General features: G+C 73.1%; 13 protein-coding genes and 1 pseudogene. 11 read left to right on the forward strand and 3 right to left on the reverse strand.

Annotated features, from left to right (window positions below; all coding sequences use genetic code 11):
- Positions 1-118 precede the first annotated feature (118 nt).
- Complete coding sequence (locus ACFV57_RS27145; protein WP_385237793.1) at positions 119-2,071, forward strand: bifunctional metallophosphatase/5'-nucleotidase; 1,953 nt, start codon at positions 119-121, stop codon at positions 2,069-2,071.
- A gap of 99 nt (positions 2,072-2,170) precedes the next feature.
- On the opposite strand, the gene ACFV57_RS27150 is transcribed toward ACFV57_RS27145, so the two are convergent.
- Positions 2,171-2,839: a lysophospholipid acyltransferase family protein gene (locus tag ACFV57_RS27150; protein ID WP_385237633.1), complete on the reverse strand. Its 669-nt coding sequence runs from the start codon at positions 2,837-2,839 to the stop codon at positions 2,171-2,173.
- A 252-nt stretch (positions 2,840-3,091) separates the two neighbouring features.
- On the opposite strand from ACFV57_RS27150, the gene ACFV57_RS27155 reads away from it, so the two are divergent.
- From ACFV57_RS27155 to ACFV57_RS27165, 3 genes and pseudogenes are all read left to right on the forward strand, one after another.
- Positions 3,092-4,237: a glycerophosphodiester phosphodiesterase gene (locus ACFV57_RS27155; protein WP_385237636.1), complete on the forward strand. Its 1,146-nt coding sequence runs from the start codon at positions 3,092-3,094 to the stop codon at positions 4,235-4,237.
- Between the two features lie 120 nt (positions 4,238-4,357).
- A pseudogene (locus ACFV57_RS27160) lies at positions 4,358-4,879 on the forward strand (sigma-70 family RNA polymerase sigma factor); the annotation flags it as partial.
- Positions 4,880-5,022: 143 nt separating this feature from the next.
- Positions 5,023-5,541, forward strand: a complete 519-nt coding sequence (locus ACFV57_RS27165; protein WP_385237639.1) for a GNAT family N-acetyltransferase — start codon at positions 5,023-5,025, stop codon at positions 5,539-5,541.
- 52 nt (positions 5,542-5,593) lie between these two features.
- Here the strand turns inward: ACFV57_RS27165 and ACFV57_RS27170 are convergent, their stop codons facing one another.
- Both ACFV57_RS27170 and ACFV57_RS27175 read right to left on the reverse strand, forming a co-directional pair.
- Complete coding sequence (locus tag ACFV57_RS27170) at positions 5,594-6,037, reverse strand: hypothetical protein (protein ID WP_385237642.1); 444 nt, start codon at positions 6,035-6,037, stop codon at positions 5,594-5,596.
- Positions 6,030-6,398, reverse strand: coding sequence for a hypothetical protein (locus ACFV57_RS27175; RefSeq protein WP_385237645.1), 369 nt, complete (start codon positions 6,396-6,398; stop codon positions 6,030-6,032). Before ACFV57_RS27175 ends, ACFV57_RS27170 begins: the two co-directional genes overlap by 8 nt.
- 191 nt (positions 6,399-6,589) lie before the next feature.
- On the opposite strand from ACFV57_RS27175, the gene ACFV57_RS27180 reads away from it, so the two are divergent.
- From ACFV57_RS27180 to cobT, 7 genes are all read left to right on the forward strand, one after another.
- Entirely contained in the window at positions 6,590-7,237 is a 648-nt protein-coding gene (locus tag ACFV57_RS27180; RefSeq protein WP_385237648.1) for an HAD family hydrolase, read from the forward strand.
- 385 nt (positions 7,238-7,622) lie between these two features.
- Positions 7,623-8,684 carry a methionine ABC transporter ATP-binding protein gene (locus tag ACFV57_RS27185; protein ID WP_385237651.1) on the forward strand — a complete coding sequence of 354 codons (1,062 nt, stop codon included), beginning with the start codon at positions 7,623-7,625 and terminating at the stop codon, positions 8,682-8,684.
- Positions 8,681-9,457: a methionine ABC transporter permease gene (locus tag ACFV57_RS27190; protein ID WP_385237654.1), complete on the forward strand. Its 777-nt coding sequence runs from the start codon at positions 8,681-8,683 to the stop codon at positions 9,455-9,457. The genes ACFV57_RS27185 and ACFV57_RS27190 overlap by 4 nt, the downstream gene beginning before the upstream one ends.
- Positions 9,458-9,561: 104 nt before the next feature.
- The gene (locus ACFV57_RS27195; RefSeq protein ID WP_385237657.1) at positions 9,562-10,422 is read left to right on the forward strand and encodes a MetQ/NlpA family ABC transporter substrate-binding protein; all 861 of its coding nucleotides are present in this window, start codon (positions 9,562-9,564) and stop codon (positions 10,420-10,422) included.
- A gap of 193 nt (positions 10,423-10,615) precedes the next feature.
- Positions 10,616-11,251 carry a GNAT family N-acetyltransferase gene (locus ACFV57_RS27200; protein ID WP_385237660.1) on the forward strand — a complete coding sequence of 212 codons (636 nt, stop codon included), beginning with the start codon at positions 10,616-10,618 and terminating at the stop codon, positions 11,249-11,251.
- A 345-nt stretch (positions 11,252-11,596) separates the two neighbouring features.
- The gene (gene cbiE / locus ACFV57_RS27205) at positions 11,597-12,811 is read left to right on the forward strand and encodes a precorrin-6y C5,15-methyltransferase (decarboxylating) subunit CbiE (RefSeq protein WP_385237663.1); all 1,215 of its coding nucleotides are present in this window, start codon (positions 11,597-11,599) and stop codon (positions 12,809-12,811) included.
- A 237-nt stretch (positions 12,812-13,048) separates the two neighbouring features.
- Positions 13,049-16,993, forward strand: coding sequence for a nicotinate-nucleotide--dimethylbenzimidazole phosphoribosyltransferase (gene cobT, locus ACFV57_RS27210; RefSeq protein ID WP_385237666.1), 3,945 nt, complete (start codon positions 13,049-13,051; stop codon positions 16,991-16,993).
- Positions 16,994-17,171: the final 178 nt, after the last annotated feature.

Below are 17,171 nucleotides of genomic sequence, written 5' to 3' on the forward strand. Positions count from 1 at the left end.
CTGTTGTCCCCCGCCCGTTCACGTTCCGGCCGCCTCCTGTGGGCCGGCAGGCTCCCATGGCTCGTTTGACTCTCCAGGCATCCCCCCGCACTCGGGCAATCTCAGGAGGGTGAAGACCTTGGCAGAGCTCGGCAGACGCATCTTCTTCACCGCGGCGGGGGCTCTGGCCACCGCCACCGCGGTCGGCACCCACGCCTTCGCCTCCGGCCACGCACGCGACGCCGGGTCGGCGGACGAGTACGTGGACGTGCAACTGCTCAACATCACCGACCTGCACGGCTATCTCCAGGCGGCGCCGGGCAGCAGCTCGGTCATCACCGGCGCCGGCGGCAGGAAGTACACGGTGGGCGGCGTGGCCTACATGGCCGCGCACCTCGAACGGCTGCGGGCGGGCCGCGCCAACTCCCTTTTCTTCGCGCCCGGAGACCTCTTCTCCGGCTGGGAGTTCCCCGCCGAGTCGCTCGCCGACGAGCCGACCATCGAAGCCTTGAACCGCATGGGCATGGACTTCGCCTCGGCCGGCAACCACGAGTTCGACAAGTCGCCCGCCTTCCTCTCCCAGCACATGGTGGACGGCATCTCCTACCCGACGGTCGACTGGGACAACTCCTTCGTCGACTCCTCCGGACAGCGCTTCCACGGCGCCGACTTCGCGTACTACAGCGCCAACACGGTGTGGTCCGCCAGCGGGGAGCGGGTGCTGCCGCCGTACAACATCGAGTGGGTGGACGCCGGCCGGGGACGGCGGCTGCCGATCGGCTTCATCCACCTGACCGCCATCGGCACCGAGACCATGCCCGCCTCCTACCAGCCGGGGCTGCGCACCCTCGACCAGCTGGCCACCGCCAACCGCTGCGCCGCCGAACTGAAGTCCCGCGGCGTGAACGCGATCGTGCTGAGCATGCACGACGGCGCGGTGGCCGGCGGCGACTTCAACAGCGGCACCAACCCCTCGGGCCCCGCCTACGAACTGGCACTTCGCGCCTCGCCGGACATCGACGCCATCGTCTGCGGCCACTGGCACACCGCCTTCAACATGATGGTGCCGGACCCGGACGGCGTACCCCGCCCGTTCGTCGAGGCCGGCTGCCACGGCCAGCTCATCAACGAGATCAACCTCCGGCTGGACCCGGCCACCGGCAAGGTCGTCCGCGCGCTGACCACCTCCACCAACCACCCCAACACCCGGGACGTGGCGCCGCATCCGGAGCTGGCCGACGTCGTCAAGTACTGGGCCGGGTACGGCACCCGGCGCGCGGCCGTCGCCCTCGGCAAGCAGACCGCCTCCTTCACCCGGACCCGCAACGCGGCGGGCGAGAGCACCATGGGCGACCTGGTGGCCGACTGGGCGCTGTGGGCCGGGCAGCAGCCCCAGGGCCCGATGAACGACGCCAACCTCGACCCGGCGACCCCCGCCGAACTGGCCGTCATCGCCATCGCGCCGCGCATCGGGCAGGCCATCATCGCCGCGGACCTCACCTATGACACCGCGTCGGGCGGCACGGTCGCCTTCGGCAAGGCGTGGAACGCGGTGGGCTTCGGCGACCCGATCGTCACGGCCACCGTCACCGGGCAGCAGATCCACGACGCGCTGGAGCAGCAGTGGACCGTGCCCGCGGGCGGCGGTCTGAAGTACGCGCCGCTGGCGGTCTCCGGCAACGTCCGCTACAGCTTCGACGCGACGGGCGCGGCGGGCGACCGGGTCGACCCGGCCGATGTGTTCATCGACGGCACCGCGCTGGACGTGTCCCGCTCGTACCGGATCGCGGCGCCCTCGTACACGCTGCTCAACCAGGACGGGTATCCGGCGTTCACCGGCTTCACCCGGCCTTTCCGGCACAACCGGGACTTCGAGAGCTTCGTGGCGTACGTCAAGGAGCGGCGGCGGATCGCGCCCGCGCCGCTGAACCGGGTCACGGTGAAGAACGGCAGCGCGCCGGGCGCGCGGGTCGGCGAGACCACCGTCCCGCCGCGGCTGCGGCGTGCGGACGGCACGGTGCTGCCGCGGGCCGAGGCCGCGATGCTCGCCGCCGGGCGGCCCTCGGCGGAGGGATTCCGGGTGCCCTGCTAGGCGTACGGAAACGAGGTCCACGGAAACGAGGTCCACGGCAACGCGCAGGGCCCCGCCCGGAATCGGACGGGGCCCTGCGCGTCGCGGGTCGGGCGGCGGTCAGGCCGCGCGTGCCTTGGTGGCGTACATGTCGACGTACTCCTGGCCGGACAGCTCCATGACGTCGCTCATCACCTCGTCGGTGACGGCGCGCAGCACGTAGCGGTCCCGGTCCATGCCCTCGTAGCGGGCGAAGTCCAGCGGCTCGCCGAAGCGGACGGTCACCGGCGCCAGGTGCGGACGGCCCTTGCCGCCGGGCTGCACCTTGTCGGTGCCGATCATCGCGAACGGCACGACGGGCGCGCCGGTCATCAGCGCCAGCCGGGCGATGCCCGTACGGCCGCGGTACAGGCGGCCGTCGGGGGAGCGGGTGCCCTCGGGGTAGATACCGAAGATCTTGCCCTCCTCCAGGATGCGGCGGCCGGTCATCAGCGCCGCGACACCGCCGTGGCCGCCGTCCCGGTCCACCGGGACCATGCCGGAGCAGGTGAAGAACCAGGACATCAGGCGTCCCTTGAGCCCCTTGCCGTTCACGTACTCGTCCTTGCCGATGAAGAACACCTGGCGCTTGACGACGAGGGAGAGGAACAGCGAGTCGATGAACGTGACATGGTTGCCGGCCAGGATCACCGGTCCGCTGCCGGGAATGCGTTCCGCGCCCTCGACCTTCGGGCGGAACAGGACACGCATGACGAATCCGAGAAACGCCTTCAGCAGAATGCGGGACAACGGGCCCTCCGGTCGTGGGTGGTCTGCGGCGGTCGCCGCGAGCGTGCAAGAGTATGCAGCCCAGGACGATACTCGTCGGCCGCGCTCGATCGCACATCGGGTTCACGGGACCGATACGCAGAGTTGACGTGGGTTTGCCGCGCGTTGGGGGCCAGGTCTCCCGTTCGAAAGGTGTACGTGCCTAGGATCGCCCCCGACCCATTGACAGGTGCCGGACACTCTCACCGGCGCCGTGGAGCGAGGAGCGCGATCATGCAGGAACGGCAGCGGCCGGGGCGCCGGACGGTACTGGGCGCGGCGGCCCTCGGCGCCGGCGCGGCGGTCTGGGGCGGCACCGGCACGGCGAGCGCCGCGGGCTCCCGCGGACGGGGCCACGGCCACGACGAGCTGCCCGTACCGCTGATCGTGGGCCACCGCGGCGCCAGCGGCTACCGCCCGGAGCACACCTTCGGCTCCTACCAGCTCGCCCTCGACATGGGCGCGGACGTCATCGAGCAGGACGTGGTGCCCACCAAGGACGGCCACCTCGTGTGCCGCCACGAGAACGACATCACGGCCACCACCGACGTCTCGGCCCACCCGGAGTTCGCGGACCGCAAGACCACCAAGACGGTCGACGGTGCCAAGCTGACCGGCTGGTTCACCGAGGACTTCACGCTCGCCGAGCTGAAGACACTGCGGGCGAAGGAGCGCATTCCGGGCACCCGGCAGCACAACACCCTTTATGACGGCGTGTGGGACGTACCCACCTTCGAAGAGGTGCTGAAGTGGGCCGACCGCGAGGGCCGCAAGCGGGGCCGCCGCGTCTGGCTGCACATCGAGACCAAGCACCCCACCTACTTCCGCAAGCTGGGCCTGGGCCTGGAGGAACGTCTCGCCAGACTGCTGCGCAAGTACGGACGGCACAAGAAGCACTCGCCGAACTTCCTGCAGTCCTTCGAGCCCAGCAGCATCCAGCGGCTCGACAAGCTCGTCGACTGCCCGAAGGTGGTCCTGCTGGGCACCCTCAAGGACCGCCCCTGGGACTTCGAGGTGGCGGGCGACCCGCGCACCACCGCCGACCTGGTCAAGCCCGCGGGCCTGAAGTGGATCGCCGGCTTCGCGCAGGGCATCGGCCCGGACCTGACGGTCATCATCCCGCGGACCAAGGACGACAAGCTGGGCGAGCCCACCTCCGTCGTCAAGGACGCGCACGCCGCGGGCCTGGTCCTGCACCCGTACACCGGCCGCAACGAGAACACCTTCCTGCCCGCCGACTACCGCCGGGGCAGCGACCCCGACGCGTACGGTGACGCGCTGGGCGTCTTCAAGAAGTACCTGGCCACCGGCATCGACGGGATGTTCTCCGACAACTGCGACACGGCGCTGCTGGCCGCCGCGGAGTTCCGCGGGCGCTGACCGGCGCGACGCCGCCGGGCGGGCGCCCACCGGCGTCAATCCGGCACCGCCGGTGCCACGGACGAGTGAGGCCGTGGCACTGGCGAAACCACCGGACGGCACCCCCACGTCTCGCAGGCCATGCGGCACGCCATCACGGACAACGACCTCATTCGTACGCTGCGCCCCCTGCTGGCCGCCGAAGTCGCGGCCGAGGCGGCCGCCGCCGGAGCCGACGCCGAGGACCTTGAACAGGGCGTGTGGGCCCGGCTGCTGGAACACACCCGCGAGGCCGGGCCGCCCGCCGAGCCCGCCCGCTGGCTGCGCCGCGCGGTCCGCGCCGAGGCCCGCGGCGCCCGACGGCTGGCCCTGCGCGAGGTCCCGTACGACCCCACCGGACCGCAGCCCCGGATCGCCGCCGTCGCCGAACGCGCCGCCCTGGAGACCGAGGAGCGCCGCGCGCTGCTCGCCGCCGTCGAACGGCTCCCCGGACGCTGCCCGGCCCTGGTGCGCGCCCTGTTGTCCCGCTCCGACCTCACCTACCGCGAAATCTCATCTGAGTTGGGAATGTCACAGGGGAGCTTGGGGCCGGTCCGTTCCCGTTGTCTGGGATGCCTGCGCAGAATGCTCACGGCGGAGGTTGCCGCTGCGCGAAACCGGGGAGTCCGGAAGCAGCAGCGTCAGTCACGTCATGACGGCGGCGTGCACCACACGGCTCCGTCAGTCAGGGCAACCGGTCCGGGCGTACCCTCACACCCTCTGCACGCCCGGGCGCACCGAACCGAATAAAGGGGAGGCATTCGCGCATGGGTATGAGCGTGACCATCTCTGCGGCGACCGACCAGGACGCCGAGCAGATCCTCAAACTCCAGTACCTCTGCTACCAGCCGGAGGCCGCGCTGTACGACGACTACTCGATCGAGCCGCTCACCCAGACCCTGGATGACCTGCGTGCCGAACTGAGCGACGCCTGCGTGGTGGTGGCCCGGCTCGGCACGGAGGTCGTCGGGGCGGTGCGCGGCACGGTCGACGCGGACGGCACCGCCGCCATCGACAAGCTCGTCGTCCACCCCCGGATGCAGCACCACGGCCTCGGCGGACGGCTGCTCGCCGCCGTCGAGGAGCGGCTCAGCACCGAACGCTCCGCCAAGCGCTACCGGCTCTTCGCCGGCCACCGCAGCGAGGGCAACCTGCGCCTGTACCGCAGCCGCGGCTACACCCCCGTCGGCACCGAGCAGCTCAGCTCCCGGCTGAGCCTGGTCACGCTGGAGAAGGAGGCGGCCACCGCGCAGGGCGCGCCACGGGACTACGTGGCGAGCGTCTGACCGGCCCCGGCCGCGCGGCGGGGACCCACCGGGCGTACGGGCGCCGAGCGCGTCACGCCCGGCGGGCCCGCCGCAGCCACAGCAGACCGGTCACCGGCAGGAAGACCGGGATGAAGAGGTAGCCCATCCCGTAGTCGGACCAGACGGTCGCGTCGGGGAAGGCGGAGCGGTCCACCAGCGTCCACGTGCCGACGCCGAGCACGCCGGCCAGCTCCAGCGCGCAGCACACGACGGCCGCCCTGCGGGCCCCCTCGCCGCCGCGCACCAGCGAGAACAGGATGAAGGCGTAGACCACCGCGGAGACCGCCGACAGGAGGTACGCCAGCGGCGCCCGGTCGAACTGCGCGATCAGCTGGTAGGCCGCACGCGACGCGGCGGCGACGGTGAAGACGCCGTACAGGGCGACCAGCAGCCGCCCGGGGCCGGTGCCCAGGGACCGCCGAGCGCCGCCCGCCGCGGCCTCGGGGGTCCGGGACCCCGCGGATGTCTCAGGCATGGCCGCCTCCCCAGATGTCGTACAGCCGCACTTGCAGTACGGCGAGGACCACCGCGCCCGCCGCCACGGTCGCCGAGCCCCAGCGGGTGCGCTCCGAGAGCGACAGGAAGCCGGTGGCCGGCACACAGGCGGCGGCCCCGACCAGATAGGCGACGAAGATCGCCGTACCGTCCCGCGGCGACTCGCCGCGCCCCAACTGCACCAGGCCGATCACCAGTTGCACCACGGCGAGCAGTGAGACCACCGCCATGCCGATGAAGTGCCAGTCCTTCGTCGGCTCGTCGCGAAACGCGGCGAAGCCGCACCAGGCGGCCAGGGCGAGGGCGGTCACGGCGATCGCCACCGTCAGCGCGTCGATCACCGGGACCTCCGCGCGGCGCGGCTGCGCGCAGTGGAGAAAAGGGGCATGAGGCGACTCTAATCGGCGCCCCGGCGGCCGACGCGCGCGGCCCCGCCGTCACCGGGCGACTCCAGTTGGTCACCAAGGTCACTTCCGCCGGTCACCGGTGGTCACTCCTGCCGGTCACCCGGTGTCACGTACGCTCGCGCAGTATGAAGATCTCCGCAGCCGCCCTGCTTTTCGACAACGACGGCACCCTCGTCTCCTCCATGGAGTCCGTGTACCGCTGCTGGACGCGGTGGGCCGAGGAGTACGGGATCACCGCGGAGGAGTTCGCCCGGGTCGAGCTGCACGGCCGCCCGGCCGCCGAGATCATCGGCGACCTGCTGCCCGCGGCCCGGATACCGGAGGCGCTGGCCCGTATCGAGCAGCTGGAGGTCGAGGACGTCGCGGGCGGGGTGATCGCGCTGCCCGGCACCCTCGCGCTGCTGGCCCAGCTGCCGCCGGAGCGCTGGGCGGTCGTCACGTCCGCGACGGCCCGCCTGGCAGAGGCCCGGCTCGCCGAGGTCGGAATCCACCCGAAGACCCTGATAGCCGCCGACGACATCAGCCGCGGCAAGCCCGACCCGGAGCCCTTCCTGCTGGCCGCCCGGCGGCTGGGCGTGGACCCGGCCGACTGCGTGGTCTTCGAGGACGCGCCCGCCGGCCTGCAGTCCGGCCGCGCGGCGGGCATGACCACCGTGGCGTTGACCACAACGCACCGGGCCGACGAGCTGGCCGCCGACGTGATCGTCGAGGACCTGTCGGCGGTGTCCGCGCAGGCCACGGGGGACGGTGTGGAGATCACCACGGCGGACTGAACCGCCGTCCACCCATCGGTCGGTCCCGTCCGCCATACGGACAGGCTTGATCGGGCCGTACGCCTGTCTGGTTTACTGGCGAACATGACCACGACGAGCAACCGCACCCCTGCGACCGAGGCGCCCCTGACGCCCGGTGCTCGTTGCATGTGTCGAATGTGTGACCGCTGAGGGCCCCCGCCGAGCCTCGCGCCCCGAAGCGAGACCCGCCGCCTTGCGCCGTGCGAGACGTACACCGCCGTACCCCACGGACCCGGCCGCCCCGCGTCACCGGAACCCGAAGCCGGGCCACCGCGCCCTCCGGGTCCCCCATGCCGCACTCCGCAATGAATGCCCCGTGCCCGGCGGGCGAGCCGCCCGGCACACGACAGTGACGGAATTCCCTGTGATCACCACAACGGGCCTGACCAAGGTCTACCGCTCAGGAGACCGCGAAGTCACCGCCCTGGACGGCGTCGATCTGCACGTCCGCGAGGGCGAGGTGTACGGCGTCATCGGCCAGAGCGGCGCCGGCAAATCCACCCTCATCCGCTGCGTCAACCTCCTGGAGCGCCCCACCTCCGGCACGGTCACCGTCGCCGGCCAGGAGCTGACCTCGCTGGCCGGCCGGGGACAGCGCGCCAACGCCGCGCTGCGCGCCGCCCGCAGCCACATCGGCATGGTCTTCCAGCACTTCAACCTGCTGTCCTCGCGCACCGTCCAGGACAACATCGAGCTGCCGCTGGAGATCCTCAAGGTCGACCGCCGCGAGCGCTCCCGCAAGGCACTGGAACTGCTCGACCTCGTCGGCCTCGCCGACAAGGCCAAGGCCTACCCCGCCCAGCTCTCCGGCGGCCAGAAGCAGCGCGTCGGCATCGCCCGCGCCCTGGCCGGCGACCCCAAGGTGCTGCTCTCCGACGAGGCCACCAGCGCCCTGGACCCGGAGACCACCCGCTCCATCCTCCAGCTGCTGCGCGACCTCAACCGCCAGCTCGGCCTGACCGTGCTGCTGATCACGCACGAGATGGACGTCGTCAAGACGATCTGCGACTCGGCCGCGCTGATGAAGAACGGCCGCGTCGTCGAGCAGGGCACCGTCTCGGAACTGCTCGCCACCCCCGGCTCCGAGCTGGCCCGCGAGCTGTTCCCGGTCGGCGGCGAGCCCTCCGGACCGGACCGTACGGTCGTGGACGTCACCTTCCACGGTGAGGCCGCCACCCGCCCGGTGATCTCCGAGCTGTCCCGTACGTACAACGTGGACATCTCCATCCTCGGCGCCGCCATGGACACCGTCGGCGGGAAGCAGATCGGCCGGATGCGCATCGAGCTGCCCGGCCGCTTCGAGGAGAACGTCGTGCCCATCGGCTTCCTGCGCGAGCAGGGCCTCCAGGTGGACGTGGCCGGCGAGACGGCCGGCCCCGCGACGGCGGCGCCCGCCGGCGCGCTGGTGAAGGAAGGTGCCAAGTGACCTGGTCGCAGATGCAGCCGCTGCTGTACAACAACACGCTCGACACGCTCTTCATGGTGTGGTGGTCGACGTTCTACGCCGTCCTGTTCGGCATCCCGCTCGGCGTCCTGCTGATCCTGACCGACCGCGGCGGCGTCCTGCAGAACGTCGTGGTCAACAAGGTCATCGGCGCGGTCGTGAACATCGGCCGGTCCTTCCCCTTCCTGATCCTGATGGTCGCGCTGATCCCCTTCACGCGCCTGGTCGTCGGCGTCTCCATCGGCCCCACGGGCGCGGTCGTGCCCCTGGTCATCGCGGCCATCCCGTTCTTCGCCCGGCTCGTCGAGGCCGCGCTGCGCGAGGTCGACCACGGCCTCGTCGAGGCCGTCCAGTCGATGGGCGGCGGCACCTGGACCATCGTCTTCAAGGTCCTGCTGCCGCAGGCCCTGCCCGCGCTGGTCGCGGCCGTCACCACCACCGTCATCACGCTGATCGGCTACTCCGCCATCGCCGGCGCGGTCGGCGGCGGCGGCCTGGGCAACCTGGCCTACACCTACGGCTACCTCCAGTACGAGACCAACCTGATGGTCATCACCATCGTGCTGCTGATCGTCCTGGTCATCGCCGTCCAGCTGCTCGGCGACCTGATCGTGCGCAGGCTGGCCGGCCGCGGCAGCCGCGGCTCCTCCTCCGTACGCGTCGGACTGCGCCGGGCGCCCGCCCCGGCCGCCGCCGACGGGCAGCCCGCCGGGGCCGCCCCCGCCGACGCCCCGAAGGAGCGCGTCGGCGCCTGAGACCGGGTCCGCACCGGACCCTCTTGAGCCCGGACCCTTTGCCGGGCGCATCCGCGCGGAACACCGGTCCCGCGCGTCCGAGAAACCAGATAGGGGCACTCTTCGTGCGTACCACCCGCAACATCACCGTGGCCGCCCTGGCCGCGGCGGCCGTCGCCCTCGGCGCGAGCGCCTGCAGCGCGCCCTCCGACGTCTCCTCCTCCGGGGACAAGAAGGAGGACAGCAGCGCGCCGCTGACCGTCGCCGCCAGCCCGACCCCGCACGGCGCGATCCTCAACTTCGTCAAGGACAAGCTCGCGGCGAAGGAAGGGCTCACGCTGGAGGTCAAGGAGTTCAACGACTACAACCTGCCGAACAAGGTCACCGAGGACGGCCAGGTCGACGCGAACTTCTTCCAGCACAAGCCGTTCCTGGACACCTACAACAAGAAGAACGGCACCCACGTCGTACCGGTCGTCAACGTCGCCATCGAGCCGCTCGGCGTCTACTCCAAAAAGGTCAAGAAGCTCTCCGAGCTGACGTCCGGCAACACCGTCTCCGTCCCCAACGACCCGTCCAACGAGGGCCGCGCGCTCAAGCTGCTCGCCGACAACGGCGTCATCACCCTCAAGGACGGCGTCGGCTCCGACGCGAAGCTGACCGACGTCGAGGACAACAAGGGCATCAAGCTCACCGAGCTGGAGGCCGGCCAGATCGCGCCGCGCCTCGCCGACGTCGACGCCGCCGTGATCAACGGCAACTTCGCCATCGGCGCGCAGCTCAAGCCCTCCACCGACGCCCTCGCGCTGGAGAAGGCCGAGAACAACCCGTACGCGAACTTCCTGGCCGTCAAGAAGGGCAACGAGGACGACCCGCGGGTCAAGAAGCTGGCGAAGTTGCTGAACTCGCCCGAGGTCAAGAAGTTCATCGAGGACAAGTACCGGGACGGTTCGGTCATCCCGGCCTTCGGCGCTCCGCAGAGCTGATCGCCGTCATCGCAGGTCAGCACCGTACGGACGGCCGTGCCGTGCGACGACGGGCCCCGGGGCGCGCATCTTGCGCCACCGGGGCCCGCGTGCGTGGCACATCCCCGGTCGGATGCTGCATCCTGGTGCACTCAAGACGGTCAACAGGGCCCGAACTTCGGAGCAGCACGGTCAACGGCGTTGGAGCAGCGGCATGACATCCACCTTTCCGGACATCTCCATCAGCACGGATCGGTTGGTGCTTCGCCCGTTCGAAGAGGCCGACGTGCCCGCGCTCACCGAGATGATGAACGACGAGCTGACCGCAGCCTGGACCGCGCTGCCCCACCCGTACACCACCGACACCGCCCGTGCCTGGGCCACCCGCGGGGCGGCCGCGGTGCGCACCGAAGGCCGCGGCATCGCCTTCGCCGTCACCGAGTTCCTCACCCAGCGCCTGGTCGGCACCATCACCCTCGACCGCACCGACTGGCGCATCCTGAGCACCGAGGCCGCCTACGTCACCGCGCCCTGGGCGCGTGGCGAGGGCTACGCCTCGGAATCCGTCCTCGCGGTCGCGCAGTGGCTCTTCAGGGACCAGAAGTTCGAACGGGTCGAGCTGCGCACCGCCGCCGACAACACGGCCGCCCAGCAGGTGGCCCAGAAGGTCGGCTGCATCAGCGAGGGCGTGCTGCGCAACGCCTGGATAGCCCGTTCGCGCACCGAGGACGGCGGCTGGACGGACATCCGCACTGACCTGATCGTGTGGAGCCTGCTGCCCGAGGACCTCGACGGCGTACCGGGCCGGATGGCCGACGCCAACGGCTTCGCCTATCCCGAGTGGAACTGAGCCCGCTCGGCGGCTGAGTCCGTCCGTCGGCCGTGTCCGTCCGTCGGCCGAGCCCGTCCGTCGGCTGCATCCGCCCGGCGGCGTCCGCGGGGCCGGGACGCGCCTGCCGGTCGGTTCCGGCCGTTCGGTTTCGGCCGGTAGCGCGCCGGCCGGTCGTGCTCCGGCCCGCTTCGCTGTGGTCCGGACCTCTCGGGGTAGTCTCGGCCTGCCCACAGAACTCCGTGACCGGCCGCCCGCTGCCGGGCGAGCCGTCCGGCGTGTGGCTGCGAGTTCCGTTTTCCATAGCTCTGTTCCGTATTGCCCAGTCCTGTTCCGTAGCAAGCGAAGCCCAGGAGACTGACGACGATGGCCGACCGGGTCACGGTGATCGGGTGGGACGGTTCGCCGTTGACCGCCGCCGCCCGCTCCGCCCTCGGCGCGGCGACGCTCGTGGCCGGCGCCGCCCACCACCTCGCCCTGCCCGAAGTCCCCCCGCACGCCGAACACATCCGGCTGGGCAGTGTCGGCCTGGCCGCCCGCCGCATCGCCCAGCACCGCGGCACCGCCGTGGTGCTCGCCGACGGCGATCCCGGCTTCTTCGGTGTCGTACGGACCCTGCGGGCGCCCGAGCACGGCCTGGAGGTCGAGGTGGTGCCCGCCGTCTCGTCCGTCGCGGCGGCCTTCGCCCGCGCCGGGATGCCCTGGGACGACGCCCAGATCGTCGTCGCCCACAGCCGCGACCTGCGGCGGGCCGTGAACATCTGCCGCGCGCACACCAAGGTCGCGGTGCTCACCGCGCCCGGCGCCGGACCCGCCGAGCTGGCCCTCCTGCTGGACGGCGTCCACCGCACCTTCGTCATCTGCGAGGAACTGGGCACCGGCCGTGAGCAGGTGACGGTCCTCACCTCCGACAAGGCCGCCGACCACGTCTGGCGCGACCCCAACGTCGTCATCGTCGTCGGCGGGGCCAGCGCCGCCACCCAGGGCAGCGGCTGGCTGGCCGGGCGCGACGTCGCCTACCCGTCGCCGCCGCGCGGCTGGGGACTGCCCGCGCAGGCGTACGGCGGCGTCCTGGACGAAGGGGAGTCCGTCCAGCTGCGCAGCGCCCAGCTGGCCCGGCTCGGGCCCCGGCCCGGCGACCTCGTGTGGGACATCGGCGCGGGCAGCGGTGCCGCCGCCGTCGAGGCCGCGCGCTTCGGGGCCGCCGTCATCGCCGTCGACTCCGACGCGGACGCCTGCGGGCGCACCACCGCGGTCGCCCGCCGGTACGGCGTCCAGCTCCAGGTCGTACAGGGCCGCGCGCCGCAGGTGCTGGAAGACCTGCCGGAACCGGACGTCGTACGGGTCGGCGGCGGGGGAGCGGAGGTGGTCACCGCCTGTGCGGCCCGCCGCCCCGAGCGCATCGTGACGCACGCGGCGACCCGCGACGAGGCCGAGGCGATCGGCCGGGCGCTGGCCGACGGCGGTTACGAGACCGAGTGCGCGCTGCTGCAGTCCGTCGAACTGGACACCTCCGCGTGGGTCGAGCGGGAACGGGCCGTCGTCTTCCTGCTCAGTGGCTACCGGCTTGCTCACCCGTGACCGGGTCCGGGACCGGCGCGCGGTAGGCTGGCGGATCGTTGCGCCGCCGTCCCACGTTCGGTTTCGTACGCCAATATCCGGAACATGCCGTGGTTTTGGCCGTAATTGAAGCTCTCAAGGGCGGACGTGCCGCGAGGCGCGCTCGCTCGTTCTAGCTATAGGGGCGGTCGGCGCGCCGCGGTGGAGCGCGTCGCACGAGCGGTTGGAAGGAGCACTACCAATGGGCGAGGGGTACGCATGACCGACACCGGCCAGGTCCCGGGCGAGGGGCTGCCGGAGAACGCAGGCGGACAGCCCGGACAGCCGCAGCCGGCGGCCGTTCCCTCCCCTGCCGATGCCGGCCCGACGCAGCCGCCGGGCGCGCCCCAGGCGCCCGACGCGTACACCTTCCTGGACCCCGCCGACGCGGGCGCCGAGGACGACGACCTGCTGCTGATGCCGGGGGCACAGGGCGCGTGGGGGAGCGAGCAGCCGCATCACCAGCCGTTCCCGCAGCAGGCCCAGCCGCCGCAGGCAGCGCCCCAGCAGAGCGTCCCCGAGCAGGCCGGCCCGTACGACTCCGCGCCGCGCGGCGCCATGGCGTACGAGCCCGGGCCGCCGGTAGCCGGCACCCACGAGAGCGGCGGCCGCGACTCGGCCTCGGTCGACATGGGCGGCGTCCGCGCGGCGCCGCCCGCCGCGCCCCAGCAGGCCGCCGCGCCGCGCCGCCCGCTTCACATGGGCCCGCCGGTCCCCGACGCGACCGGCGGCGTGGTCCGCTCGCTCGCCGACCGCGGCCCCGCCACCCCGGTGCGCGGCAATCCCGGCCCGCCGGCCCCGGGCCCCGAGTACCTGGACGTCGAGGAGGACGCGCAGCAGGTCCAGGCGCCCGCCGCCGTCGCCGCCGTGCAGGACGCGCACGCCCAGGCGTACGCGGCGTCCGGCACGGCCCCGCTGCCCGGACCGCAGCTCGGCATGATCGTCCCGCAGGTGCCGTCGTGGGACAGTGCCCCGGCGCAGGCGGCTCCGATGGCGCCGGTCGCCGTACAGGCCGCCGCGGCTGCCGAGGCGGCCCCGCAAGCTCCGGAGGCCGCTGCGGCCGGGGGCGCAGAAACGGTCGATCGCGGTGCTCAGGAGGCTGCGGTGGCTGATGTGACCACAGAGGCTTCCGAGGTCCCGGCGCCCGAAGCGGCCGAAGCCGCCGAAGCCGCTGTTCCGGCGCAGCCGGAGGCCGGGCCGGAAGGCGCCGAGGGCGCGCAGGAAGCCGCATCGGCCGAGGTCGCGCCGCAGGCGGTCGCCGACGGCGCCGAGCAGGCGGCGCAGGCCGAACCGGCCGGGCCGCAGCCCGCACCGGCCGAGCAGCCCGCCCAGGCCCCGGCCGACCAGTCCGTACCGGCCGCCGAAGAGTCCGTACAGGCTGCACCGGCTGCCGCCGACCAGCCCGTACCGGCCGGGCAGCCGGGCGCGGACGCCCAGGCCGCGCAGCCGGAGGAGGCCGCCCAGGACGTGGTGGGCACCGGCGAGACGACGCACGCCACGGGCACCGCCGACGGCGCACAGCCCGTGGCGGCGGCCCAGGTACCGCAGCCCATACAGGTCGCCGAGGAGGCACCGGCCGCTTCGGCCGAGACACCCGCGACGGCCCCGGAAGCGGCCGCACCGGCCGCCGAACCGGCGGAGACCGCCACCGTGACCCAGGACGCACCGGCCGAGGGCGCTCCCGCCGCGGAACAGCCCGTGCCCCCCGTGGAGGGCGAGGCCGCCGCCGCACCGGAGCAGGACCAGGCCGCCGCGCCCGGGACGGACGTACCGCAGGAGGCCGCCGCCGAAGCCGCCGCGGAGGCCGCTAAGCCGGCCGACGCACCGGTGCCCGCTCCGGCCGCCGAAGCGCAGATCCCGGCCGACGAAGCCGCCCAGGCCGCCGCCCCCGCGCCCGCTACCGTTCCCGCGGACGCCGAGCAGGCCGCCGCCCCGGCCCCGCCGGAGCAGCAGGCCGCCGAGGGCGACGGCACCCAGCAGGCCGACGAGGCCCGGGCCGCCGGACAGGCCCCGGACGCCCCGGTGACCGAGGACGCCCCCGCAGCCGAGGCCGTGGCCCCGGCGGAGGCTCCCGCCGACGCCGGAGAGCCGGCCACCGAGCAGGACGCCTCCGAACTCGTCCAGCTCGGCGACGCCCCCGACGCCCCGGTCGTCCTGAACACCACGGATGCCGCGGACGCCCCGGAGGCCACCGCCCCCCAGGCCGAGGCCGCCCCGGCCGAAGGCGGCCCGGAGCAGCCCGCCGCGGCTGCCGCCGACGAGTCCGCACTGCCCGCCGACGCCCTGGCCGCCGCCCAGGAAACGCCCGCCCCATCCGCGGAGCCCGCGACGCAGGCCGATACGGAGTCCGCGGCGCAGCCCGGCACGGAGTCCACCGAGCAGCCCGTCGCGGAAGCCGGACCGGCCCCCGTACCGGCCGTGCCCGCCACCCCCCCGGCCACCGGCTACGACGACTCCGAGCGCGCCGCCGTGCACCGCGTCATGCGCGAGCGCCGCGACATCCGCAACGGCTTCCGCCCCGACCCGATCCCCAACGAGGTGCTGCTGCGCGTCCTGGAGGCGGCCCACACCGCCCCCAGCGTCGGCCACTCCCAGCCCTGGGACTTCGTCGTCATCCGCTCGCAGGAGACCCGGGAGCGGATGCACCAGCTCGCCGCGGCACAGCGCGAGGCGTATGCGAAGTCGCTGCCCAAGGCCCGCGCCAAGCAGTTCCGCGAGCTGAAGATCGAGGCCATCCTCGAAACGCCGGTCAACATCGTGGTGACCGCCGACTCGACCCGCGGCGGCCGGCACACCCTCGGCCGTCACACCCAGCCGCAGATGGCCCCCTACAGCTCCGCCCTCGCGGTGGAGAACCTGTGGCTGGCGGCCCGCGCCGAGGGCCTGGGCGTCGGCTGGGTCAGCTTCTTCGACGAGCGGGAGATGGTCCGCGAGCTGGGCCTGCCCGACCACCTGGAGGTCGTCGCCTACCTCTGCGTCGGATTCGTCGACGAGTTCCCCGACGAGCCCGAGCTGATGCAGGCCGGCTGGGCCAAGCGCCGTCCGCTGTCCTGGGTCGTCCACGAGGAGACGTACGGCCGCCGCGCCCTGCCCGGCGAGGCGCCCGCCGACCTCCTCCAGGAGACCCTCCAGGGCATCCGCCCGCTGGACGCCAAGGCGCTCGGCGAGGCGTGGGAGCGGCAGAAGCGGATGACCAAGCCCCCGGGCGCGCTCGGCATGCTGGAGATCATCTCCGCGCAGCTGTGCGGCCTGTCCCGCAAGTGCCCGCCGCCGATCCCGGAGCCGGCCGCCGTCGCGATCTTCGCGGGCGACCACGGCGTGCACGCCCAGGGCGTGACCCCCTGGCCCCAGGAGGTCACCGGCCAGATGGTCGCCAACTTCCTGGGCGGCGGCGCGGTCTGCAACGCCTTCGCCAACCAGGTCGGCGCCGAGGTCTGCGTCGTGGACGTCGGGGTGGCCGCCGACCTGCCCGCCACCCCCGGCCTGCTGCCGCGCAAGGTCCGGCCGGGCACCGCCGACTTCACCGTCGGACCCGCGATGAGCCACGAAGAGGTGCTGCGCGCCATCGAGGTGGGCATCGAGACCGCCCGCGACCTGGTCGCCGCCGGGAACAAGGCGCTGATCACCGGCGAGATGGGCATCGCCAACACCACCACCTCGGCCGCCCTGATCTCCGTCTACACCGAGGCCGACCCCGTCGAGGTCACCGGCCGCGGCACCGGCATCAACGACGAGACGCACGCCCGCAAGATCGACGTCGTCCGCCGCGCCCTGGAGCTGCACCGCCCCGACCCCGGCGACCCCATCGGCGTCCTCGCCGCGATCGGTGGCCTGGAGCACGCGGCGATGGCCGGTCTGATCCTCGGCGGCGCCTCGCTGCGTACGCCGGTCATCCTGGACGGCGTCAGCGCCGGAGCCGCCGCCCTGGTGGCCCGCGCCATCGCCCCCGAGGCGCTGGCCGCCTGCATCGCGGGCCACCGCAGCGCCGAGCCCGGCCACGTCGCCGCGCTCAACAAGCTGGGGCTGCGCCCGCTGGTCGACCTCGACCTGCGGCTCGGCGAGGGCACCGGCGCCCTGCTGGCGCTGCCCGTCGTCCAGAGCGCCGCCCGCGCCATGCACGAGGTCGCCACCTTCGACTCCGCCGGAGTCACCGAGAAGAGCTGACCGCACGGCCACCGGCCCCGCGCCGGTGCCCGCGCATGACCCCCGGCCCGCAGCCACATAGGCTGTGGGCCGGGCCCGTACCCTCTCACCAGGTCCAGGGTCCCCGGGGCGGCAGCCGCCCCGCCCCGCCAGCCGCTCCAGCGCCGCAGCGGCGAACGCGTCCCCGCCCTCGCCCCGC

This window comes from Streptomyces sp. NPDC059788 (genome assembly GCF_042732265.1).
GTDB lineage: Bacteria > Actinomycetota > Actinomycetes > Streptomycetales > Streptomycetaceae > Streptomyces.